Annotated in this window: 12 protein-coding genes; 1 reads left to right on the forward strand and 11 read right to left on the reverse strand. The window is 44.4% G+C overall.

The window, feature by feature from the left end; all coding sequences use genetic code 11:
* Window positions 1–176 precede the first annotated feature (176 nt).
* The 9 genes from B5F35_RS16980 to B5F35_RS17015 all read right to left on the reverse strand — a co-directional run bounded on the left by B5F35_RS16980 (window position 177) and on the right by B5F35_RS17015 (window position 6,342).
* Entirely contained in the window at window positions 177–629 is a 453-nt protein-coding gene (locus tag B5F35_RS16980) for an RNA polymerase sigma factor (protein WP_087242747.1), read from the reverse strand.
* Window positions 630–775: 146 nt separating this feature from the next.
* Window positions 776–898 (reverse strand): hypothetical protein, encoded by a 123-nt coding sequence (locus B5F35_RS19490; RefSeq protein WP_275532273.1) that lies wholly within the window; start codon window positions 896–898, stop codon window positions 776–778.
* A gap of 252 nt (window positions 899–1,150) precedes the next feature.
* Complete coding sequence (locus B5F35_RS16985) at window positions 1,151–2,506, reverse strand: sensor histidine kinase (protein WP_087242749.1); 1,356 nt, start codon at window positions 2,504–2,506, stop codon at window positions 1,151–1,153.
* Window positions 2,497–3,156, reverse strand: a complete 660-nt coding sequence (locus B5F35_RS16990) for a response regulator transcription factor (protein ID WP_087242751.1) — start codon at window positions 3,154–3,156, stop codon at window positions 2,497–2,499. The genes B5F35_RS16985 and B5F35_RS16990 overlap by 10 nt, the downstream gene beginning before the upstream one ends.
* Before the next feature lie 18 nt (window positions 3,157–3,174).
* Window positions 3,175–3,540 carry a YccF domain-containing protein gene (locus B5F35_RS16995; protein WP_077138627.1) on the reverse strand — a complete coding sequence of 122 codons (366 nt, stop codon included), beginning with the start codon at window positions 3,538–3,540 and terminating at the stop codon, window positions 3,175–3,177.
* Between the two features lie 14 nt (window positions 3,541–3,554).
* Entirely contained in the window at window positions 3,555–4,307 is a 753-nt protein-coding gene (locus B5F35_RS17000) for a lantibiotic immunity ABC transporter MutG family permease subunit (RefSeq protein WP_087242753.1), read from the reverse strand.
* Window positions 4,300–5,031 carry a lantibiotic immunity ABC transporter MutE/EpiE family permease subunit gene (locus B5F35_RS17005; RefSeq protein ID WP_087242755.1) on the reverse strand — a complete coding sequence of 244 codons (732 nt, stop codon included), beginning with the start codon at window positions 5,029–5,031 and terminating at the stop codon, window positions 4,300–4,302. The genes B5F35_RS17000 and B5F35_RS17005 overlap by 8 nt, the downstream gene beginning before the upstream one ends.
* Window positions 5,031–5,738 carry a lantibiotic protection ABC transporter ATP-binding protein gene (locus B5F35_RS17010; RefSeq protein ID WP_087242757.1) on the reverse strand — a complete coding sequence of 236 codons (708 nt, stop codon included), beginning with the start codon at window positions 5,736–5,738 and terminating at the stop codon, window positions 5,031–5,033. The genes B5F35_RS17005 and B5F35_RS17010 overlap by 1 nt, the downstream gene beginning before the upstream one ends.
* A 151-nt stretch (window positions 5,739–5,889) precedes the next feature.
* Entirely contained in the window at window positions 5,890–6,342 is a 453-nt protein-coding gene (locus B5F35_RS17015; RefSeq protein ID WP_087242760.1) for an RNA polymerase sigma factor, read from the reverse strand.
* 518 nt (window positions 6,343–6,860) lie between these two features.
* Here B5F35_RS17015 and B5F35_RS17020 point away from each other — a divergent pair.
* Window positions 6,861–7,193 carry a helix-turn-helix domain-containing protein gene (locus B5F35_RS17020; RefSeq protein ID WP_087242762.1) on the forward strand — a complete coding sequence of 111 codons (333 nt, stop codon included), beginning with the start codon at window positions 6,861–6,863 and terminating at the stop codon, window positions 7,191–7,193.
* Between the two features lie 50 nt (window positions 7,194–7,243).
* Here B5F35_RS17020 and B5F35_RS17025 read toward each other — a convergent pair whose 3' ends face one another.
* Both B5F35_RS17025 and B5F35_RS17030 read right to left on the reverse strand, forming a co-directional pair.
* Complete coding sequence (locus B5F35_RS17025) at window positions 7,244–7,417, reverse strand: cysteine-rich KTR domain-containing protein (protein ID WP_058966900.1); 174 nt, start codon at window positions 7,415–7,417, stop codon at window positions 7,244–7,246.
* Between the two features lie 78 nt (window positions 7,418–7,495).
* Window positions 7,496–7,915, reverse strand: coding sequence for a hypothetical protein (locus tag B5F35_RS17030; RefSeq protein WP_242969576.1), 420 nt, complete (start codon window positions 7,913–7,915; stop codon window positions 7,496–7,498).
* Between the last annotated feature and the right edge of the window lie 115 nt (window positions 7,916–8,030).

Below are 8,030 nucleotides of genomic sequence, written 5' to 3' on the forward strand. Positions count from 1 at the left end.
GACAGGTTTTGGCCTGCCGCTTTTTGTGCTGCGATGGTTTTTCATGAGGCATTGAAAACCTGTTTGTCAAGGTACACGCCCTCGCTACTTATTTTCGTAGCAAGGTGCCATGAGGCCATAAAAAGAACCTCTCACCCTATTTGCCGTTGGGTGAGAGGTTCTATAACCGCTAAAACTTATTTTTCCAGAAAAATTTTTAGCTTTTTGAGGATTTTCATTTTCCTCTTATAAACGGCGGGCTGAGAAATGCCGAGTTCCATCGCCAACTCGCTTTCCTTGCGCTCATCAAAGAATAATGCCTGGATCAGCGCACGTTCTTCTGGAGTCAGCAGGGAAAGCGCAGTATGTAGCCTGTCCACTTCCAGCTTGTGAAGCACCATGCTCTCCACACTTTCCTGCTCATCGGAGAATTGCCGGGCATTTTCATCCACCAGCCGGTCCAAAGAATCTTCGCGGCTGGGGATGATCTGCACCACTTGACCCTCCTTTCCGAGAACAAACCGCTCGGTTTTCAAATCGTTCTCAAAATAGCGCATTTTCCGGTCGCTCTGCATATAGGCCCGGTACACTTCATCCGTGACCTCTACAAATTGGCCGCGAATCCATATTCTTTTTTTATCAGCGTCCACGCTGTTTTACCTCCGATCAGTCTGAATTGTGAGAAATTCAGACTGGTCGGGCGGCCCCCTACAACGTGGAAATGATGGGGTTCCTCTATATAGAAAAACGCACCTGCAGAATGGGGTATTAACCCAAACGGCAAGTGCATTTCTTTTTAGTTCGTGTAAATCATGGCATGATGGTTCAGTGCGAAGGGCGTAAAGCCACGATGAACAGCAAGCGACTTTTTTGACAGCCTGCGCTCTGTCGCATTATGTCGAAACGCTTTTTCCTCCATGGCGGCTCCCTCCGTGGGCCGCCAATCCCGCCAGCGTCAGGGCGTCGTCAGTATGAGGGCATAGAGAGCGGCGGCCTTGATTTGTTCAAAGCCGCCGTAATGTAATCGGGCATGGGAAAAGGGCTGCTGCACGACGGCTTTTTTTCTTTTGCCGTCGTCCGGCAGATGATTTCTTATGTGGTTATCATAAATTGAAATTTTGAAGATTTCATAAAGATTTGAAAAAAGGGCGGCCCAAAGCCGCCCATGAAGTCAATATGGAATTGAGATTGTAACCTGTGCGCCGCCAGTTTTTTCGGAATTGCTCAAAATAAGCTGACCTCCGTGTTGAGTAACAATAGAGTTTACCACATAAAGCCCTATCCCATAATGAGATTTAGAATTTCTGCTTTGATCGTCCATATAAAACTGTTCTGTTGCTCGTTTCAATGCCTCAGAAGAAAAGCCACTTCCCGTATCGGTGATAGAGAATAGTATTGCATTATCTTTTTCATTCACATCAAAGAAAATGGTTCCTTTCGCTGGCGTATATTCTACGGCATTTGAGAGAATATTGACAAAAGCCCTTATCAGTTGTTCCCTGTCCACAGAGATACATTCCTGATTGAAATTCTGATTCCATTCCAAATGAACATTTTTTACAACGCATAAGCCTTTTGCCTGTGTATGGATTTCCTGCAATAAGGAAGATACTTTCACATTTTGGCGATGAAAAGGGAAATTCTCTTTTGCTTTCGTCATTTCAATCAAGGTTTCAACATAATCCTGCATTTGGATAACGCTGCCCTCGATATAGTCCGTACATTCTTTCTGATTTTCAGCAAGTTCCGTATCATAAAGCAACTCTGCGTTTCCGCGAATGATGGTTAGTGGTGTTTTCAGATCATGGGCCAAAGCCGAAATCTGATCTTGACGCAATTTATCCGCCTGCCACTGTTCCGCAAGCGACATTCGTAATGCCTGTTTCAAATGTTCCAAAGCATATAAAGCACGGTCTACTTCAAATATACCGCTGCTTTCAATCTTAAAATCCAAATCCTGTTGCTCAATTTTCTGTGTTATGAAAAGCAGCTTGTCGATTTTTTTACCAGTATATTTCCCGAACCAATGGGAAATAAGGAACAAAAGAAAGATAACCTCAACAATTATCAATCCGACAAGCAGTAGATCAGTTGTCGGACAGATCCGCCGAAGTGTGGCATTACTGAATTGTGAAGTCAAACGGTAGCGCAAAAGAATAACTTCATCTCCGCGGTCAATAACCAAAACACGGTATGGGGTAATCCGATCCATTCCATTTGTGACGGCTTCAACCCAAAAAGTGTTGGCGGTATCTTCTGATAAAGAACCATCCAGAAACACACCCGTAGGAGAATAAACGGCATAGTCGCAAAAGCTGGGGATGTCGGCTTTGTTGAACAATTCATCTGTCTGTATGCTTTCTGCTGCGGCAGCAATTCTATCTTCTATCTGCATAGCGGGGATAATGACCCCAGTGTTTACACAGAGGGAATATAGCCCTAAATTGATGGCGATAATTAAAAGGATGCCGCCAGCAACTGCAAATATATACCGCATGAAGATAGAACGTAATTTCTTTACTCCCATTTATAGCCCACCCCCCAAACTGTTTCGATAGGGGACAAGTTAACAGCGGCCAATTTACCTCGGATATTTTTTATATGGGTGGCAATTACGCTGTCATCACTTTCCCCATCAAAACCAAAAACGGCTTCATAAATCTGCTCCCTGGAAAAGACCTGACCTCGATGCAGGGCCAGATATTCACAGATTTCATACTCGCTTTTAGTTAAGGGGAGTTTATTCCCATTTACTTCCGCTTCCTTTGCATTGATGTGAAAAAGTATTCCTGAAATAGATACTGCGTATTTCTTTTCTCTGGTATCTCTGCGTAAGTGTGCATTGACACGGGCAAGCAGTTCATTGGTGCCAAAAGGTTTGGTAATGTAATCGTCGCCGCCAATCCCCAACCCACGAACAATGTCGCTTTCCTGCGTTTTTGCGGTCAAGAAAATAATGGGGCAATCTACACGGGAACGAATTTGATTGCACAATTCAAAGCCGTTTACATCAGGCATCATAACATCCAGCAAAATCAAATCGTATCGTCTGAAATCCATATCCAGAACAGCCTTTGCATCTGCTTGAAGTGTTACAATATGAGCGTCTTTTTCAAGAATACGCTTAATCAGTTGCAACATTGCATTTTCATCATCAACCACTAAGATATTTGCCATGTCCATCTCTCCTTTCCCTTAGATTTCTATTACAGTGGCCCCAAAAGGCATGAGGGCGAGTTTGGCAATCTTAAAGCATTGCATCCCAAACGGTATGCCGATGATTGTGCAACAAAGCAGAACCCCATTTAGAGCCGCTGATATAGCAAGGGGAATACCGCTTATGACAAGCCATAAAATATTTGCCAAAGTAGACATCGCACCGCCGCCATACTGAATTTCCTTTCCAAAAGGGAAAAAGGCAAGAGATGCAAATTTGAAGCATTGCCGTCCAATCGGTATGCCGATAATAGTTATACACCATAGGATACCCGATATTGTCCATGACAAGCCTTGCCAGAGTCCTCCAAATAAAAACCAAATTACATTTCCTAAACAACCCATATTCGACCACCGAATCAATCATTTACACATTTTCCGCCATATTTTGAAAACCAAATAAGCAGAATGGCAATAAACAGAACCGTCATACCCAAACACATACCTATCCCCAATTTAAGTTCCGCATTGATGGTTGGCAAAACTTGCAGGACGAATTTAAGCGAAAACTCCGTTAAACGTATCCCAAAACCATACGGCAGTACAAACCACAAGCCTGTGCCTAAGCCTGTTTGAAGAAGTGCAGCCAATAAGCTGCCAATAGCGCCTATACCTATGCAGATCGTTCTTCCGAACCGAAAAGCTAGAATGATGTGAATCGCATATAATAAAATATTACTGCTCCACAAAGTCAGAACTGGAAACATAAGGGAAGATACTGGCAAAATCAGTTTGGTTCCTGTCACGGGAAGTACCATAATTAACAGGAATGTACTGAACAATATTGCGAACAAGCCGGCGAAAATAAGCAAGAGGAATTTGGATGAAATGGCCTTGGTTCTGGAACGCAGCACTAAAATATTTTGACAGTGCCCGGCCCGGATTTCCTGCTCTGCGGCAATCTCGCAAACGATACTGATAACAAAAGGATATGCGATAGCAAAAAGTTGAAAAAATACCGCAATTTTATTTATATCACTCACAGCCGCAAAGACCGCATAGAGCAATACAAGTGCTACCCCGGAAATTGGAAATAAAATATGAGCCACAAAAAACGAGGAATTCCACAACTTGAAAAAATCGCTTTTTACATAATACCATAACTCAATCATGTTTTCTATCTCCTTTAGCGAATAGCCATACTGTAAGCCAGAAACACAGTACCGCTAAAACTAAGCTGATCCCAACGGCGGGAATGACCGCTCCTGTATTCAAAAGAAAAGAACCGTTTTCAATGGGAATCCCATTAGGGTGCATTTTGAAAAAGGGGCATACAATACGCGCTGGAATAGCAAACGGATTGAGATAAAACAAATTGCTTTCTGCTCCAATCATGGACAAAACAATATTGCAGCCAAAGGAAATCAAAACAGCAATCAGATAATTTGCTTTTTTTGTGAGCCACATAATAAGTGGAAGCTGCCAAATGTAGGTGAGGAACAGCAACATACAGCCACCTAACCCGTTAAGTGGATCAATGTTCATCACAGTAAAAATACCAAAGGCTGTGCAGCCGCCCCACATGACAAGGCTGGTTAAGAAAAGTAATACAGTAACCGCCAGCAGTTTACTGAACCAGATTTTTTTCATGGCAATCGGCAAGCATAAAATGTTCTGATACTGTGTGCGTTTCTCACAGCTAATAATGTTGGCGCACCAAATAGCAATCGTAATTGGCAAGATTAAAGTGTACCACCAATTATAGGCGGTAAGCTGAACAGATTTACCACTCAAAAAATATCCTAACCCCAAAGTGACAACAGGGGCAGCGATGAATAGCTTTAATGCAAATGTATGACGCATCTTTAATAGTTCGGAGCGGATAAGATGAAACATTAGTTTTTCCCCCTTCCACCATTAGCTGCCACAACACGCATAAAAATTTCTTCCAGATCAGTGTTCTTGTCTATTTTGTTTTCGTATCCCAATTTTCCAGCAGCAATAATTCCAATGTGATCTGCAATCTGCTCTACCTCGGATAGAATATGGCTGGACAGAATTACCGTTATCCCATGCGCCGGAAAAGAACGAATAAGTTCCCGTAGTTCTTGAATACCGATAGGGTCTAATCCATTCGTTGGTTCATCCAAAATCAACAATTTGGGAGATGCCAGTAAAGCAAGGGCAATTCCAAGTCTCTGCTTCATGCCTAAAGAGAAATGTCCCGCTTTCTTTTTCCCTGTGTCTGTAAGATCAACGATGTGTAAGACTTCATCAATGCGAGTATTCGGAAGTCCAAGTGCAAGGGTTCGCACTTTTAAATTTTCATAAGCGGTCAAGTTTTCATACAGAGGCGGCGTTTCAATCAATGCACCAATATCCTGCAAATCGGCACGGCTCCATGTGTGACCGTCCATTTCAATACTGCCGGAACTCGGCTTGAGGATGCCTACTATCATTTTCAGAATAGTAGACTTGCCCGCGCCGTTGGGCCCCAACAAGCCATAGACGGAATTCCTCTGAATGTTCAGCGATACATTATTTACGGCCATCTGCCCTTTGAAGTTTTTGCAGAGGTCGGTTGTTTTCAAAATCATATCCATATCTTTCTGTCCTTTCTTTTTGATTTCAAAGATAGAGTACAGGATAACTTTGAAGATTTCATAAAGATTTCAAAAGTAAATGCTGTCATACTCCGCAAGATAGAGGAACCTCCCGCATTATCAAAGCGAGAGGTTCCTTATTGGGTTTAATTTAGCCCTCCAACAAGAGCTTCAACTTTTTAAGGACTTTCATTTTCCTCTTATAAACGGCGGGCTGAGAAATGCCGAGTTCCATCGCCAACTCGCTTTCCTTGCGCTCATCAAAGAATAATGCCTGGATCAGCGCACGTTCTTCTGGAGCCAGCAGGGAAAGCGCGGTATGTAGCCTGTCCACTTCCAGCTTGTGAAGCACCACGCTCTCCACACTTTCCTGCTTATCGGAGAATTGCTGGGTATTTTCATCCACCAGCCGGTCCAAAGAATCTTCGCGGCTGGGAATGATCTGCACCACTTGGCCCTCCTTTCCGAGAACGAACCGCTCGGTTTTCAAATCGTTCTCAAAATAGCGCATTTTCCGGTCGCCTTGCATATATGCGGCATATACCTCATCCGTGACCTCAACATATTGGCCGCGAATCCATATTCTTTTTTTATCAGCGTCCACGCTGTTTTACCTCCGATCAGTCTGAATTGCGAGAAATTCAGACTGATCGGGCGGCCCCCTACAACGTGGGAATGATGGGGTTCCTCTATATAGAAAAACGCACCTGCAGAATGGGGCAACGGCTCCAACAGCAAGTGCGTTTCTTTTTAGTTCGTGTAAACCATGGCATGACGGTTCAGTATAAAGGGCATAATATCCCGTTGAAAAGCGGGAAGTTTTTTTGACCGTACACCGTCAATCAGGCGGCCTACGACATAGAATCATACTCGCTGCTTCTAATAAGCAGCGGTGCGAAGGATGACCAACGCATGAAATATCCCTCCAGGCCAAAACGTGGTCTGGAGGGATGGGCATGACAAACCACCCTGCCAAAACCTCGTTTTTTTTATTGGCAGGGTCAACTATACGATCCTGGTCAGTTCACTTTTATCCGCACTGTCAGTTCTCTAAAATTTGAACTGCTATGCCATTATAAATCTGGCATAAATCCTTAAAATAGAAGGAGAGGTGAACTGAAAGTGCAGAATGAACATGAAACACTTGGTGAGATCATCAAGAATGCCCGCATAAAAGCAGATATTACGGTCGAAGATCTGGCAGCCAAGGTCGGAGTAACCGAGAGATTTATATATCGTATCGAGAACGAAGGCAAAAAGCCCAGCTACGACATCCTGTACAAGTTGATTCGGGAGCTGTCCATTTTACCCGATCAGATTTTCTTCCCGGAAAAGCAAATTGAGGATTCCGAAATGGAAAACCTTGTCCGTATGCTGTATAACTGCGATGAGCGTTCTATGCAGATCATCAAGGCGACAGTTAGGGCGGCCTTGGACAGCCAGCCCAAAGAGTGAAAAAGAGCCGATGTCCGTGGGAAATTCTCACTGGTTCATCGGCTCTGCGTCTATGCGTCTGGCTCTTTGATGACAACGATATGTAGTTGTTTCGCCTGAATCAAGCTCTCTCGTTTGCACTTTGGGCAGTAGAGAGGATAATTGATTAAAACTGTATCCTCCCTGATTCGATCACGGGTTTTATTCCCGCAGACGGGACAATAAACCCACTCTGTTTGCTGCATGGGAACCACCTCCATTCTCCTGTTTTCAAGACATGGCCGAGGGCTTGCTGCTCTGCAAGCCCGCCGGCGTGTCTTTTTTTATTCTTCCTTTTCCCGGAATCCCCAAGCCTCAAAATCCGTATCGTCCTCCTCCGGCTCAACTTCCTCGGCATAATCGGGACCGGTAGCCTCTGCCGGGGGATTGAGCATATAGGGAGCGACCTGTACCGGCGCTTCGCTATGGATCGCCAGCACCCTGCGGACAGCCTTGCCGCAAAAAACCATGGCGACGGCAAAGGCAAAATACTGCACACAGCTTGTAAGGTAGAGATTCACAATAGCCAGTTCATTTCCCTGCACAGGGACGCCCTGTTCAAGCTGCCGGGAAATGTTTTGATGGCAGGCCGCCAGGGAAACAAATGCCGTGATCAGCAGCACCGCTGCAAGAGCATAAAAAACTGCGGAAAGGATCGTTCCCTTTTTCGAGGGTTTCGTAATTGGATTGCCGTCCATCTCCATCAATGTGCCCTCCTTGTATTATAGAGTAGTAGTTATTAAAGCCCCTCTCCAAGGGCTGTGCTACACTGTAAGGGATGCTGTGGATTGGTAGTGTCCTCCTACCACAAGATGGTTC

It is taken from the genome of Anaeromassilibacillus sp. An200 (genome assembly GCF_002160025.1).
Classification (GTDB): Bacteria; Bacillota; Clostridia; order Oscillospirales; family Acutalibacteraceae; genus Caccousia; species Caccousia stercoris.

Bases quoted from the DNA above. Each gene is read 5' to 3' on its own strand.
- B5F35_RS17010 (WP_087242757.1), bottom strand. From the start codon at position 5,738: ATGGATATGATTTTGAAAACAACCGACCTCTGCAAAAACTTCAAAGGG.
- B5F35_RS17005 (WP_087242755.1), bottom strand. From the start codon at position 5,031: ATGTTTCATCTTATCCGCTCCGAACTATTAAAGATGCGTCATACATTT.
- B5F35_RS16995 (WP_077138627.1), bottom strand. From the start codon at position 3,540: ATGGGTTGTTTAGGAAATGTAATTTGGTTTTTATTTGGAGGACTCTGG.
- B5F35_RS17025 (WP_058966900.1), bottom strand. From the start codon at position 7,417: ATGCAGCAAACAGAGTGGGTTTATTGTCCCGTCTGCGGGAATAAAACC.
- B5F35_RS16990 (WP_087242751.1), bottom strand. From the start codon at position 3,156: ATGGCAAATATCTTAGTGGTTGATGATGAAAATGCAATGTTGCAACTG.
- B5F35_RS19490 (WP_275532273.1), bottom strand. From the start codon at position 898: ATGGAGGAAAAAGCGTTTCGACATAATGCGACAGAGCGCAGGCTGTCA.
- B5F35_RS17000 (WP_087242753.1), bottom strand. From the start codon at position 4,307: ATGATTGAGTTATGGTATTATGTAAAAAGCGATTTTTTCAAGTTGTGG.
- B5F35_RS16985 (WP_087242749.1), bottom strand. From the start codon at position 2,506: ATGGGAGTAAAGAAATTACGTTCTATCTTCATGCGGTATATATTTGCA.
- B5F35_RS17030 (WP_242969576.1), bottom strand. From the start codon at position 7,915: ATGGAGATGGACGGCAATCCAATTACGAAACCCTCGAAAAAGGGAACG.